This window comes from Paenibacillus sp. 01T422, assembly GCF_056398785.1.
Map to the genome: position 1 here is coordinate 1 of NZ_JBFTQB010001583.1, position 541 is coordinate 541.

Sequence of the window (541 nt, forward strand, 5' to 3'; positions counted from 1 at the left end):
CCCCAACATTCTCCGCTATTGGAAGGATAGACCGTGCGAGCCAGACTCGTTTGCACTCCTCCAGCTAGCAGAATATCCAGATAAGGGGTCTGTGCCTCGCGGATGAATGTTCCCGCACCATCAATACCTAGAATAATGACTCTTTTGATAGCCTTTTTTGATGCCATAGCCCGCTCACTCCCCGTTTTAACCTAAATCAGGTAAATCCGTCAATGTGATTACCGGTTCCTCCGTATGATGAAGCTCGAAAACGATGATTTCATTGCTGCCCTTCCGCAGTAACGGCGCGGGTACATACAACGTACGCTGTGGCCCTTTTTCCCAGTAGCGCCCAAGATTGAAGCCATTAATCCACACAACACCTTTGGACCAGCCGTCCAAACGGATGAAAGTGTCCCCGGCCTCTTCAACGTGAAACTCCCCGCGATAGAAAGTCGGGCGCTCCTGATCCTGATCCTGCACATCCCCCACCTGTAAGCTCTTCGCAGAACTCACGAACGGAATGGCATCCGTATTGTCCAGTGGCAGTGGATAAATGGTC

At 51.2% G+C, this 541-nt stretch carries 1 protein-coding gene; it reads right to left on the minus strand.

Annotation, left to right across the window (positions count from 1 at the left end; genetic code table 11):
• Positions 1-186: 186 nt before the first annotated feature.
• Positions 187-541, minus strand: a 355-nt coding sequence (locus AC1DUA_RS40305; RefSeq protein WP_477504973.1) for a beta galactosidase jelly roll domain-containing protein, incomplete at its 5' end; no start/stop codon positions are given.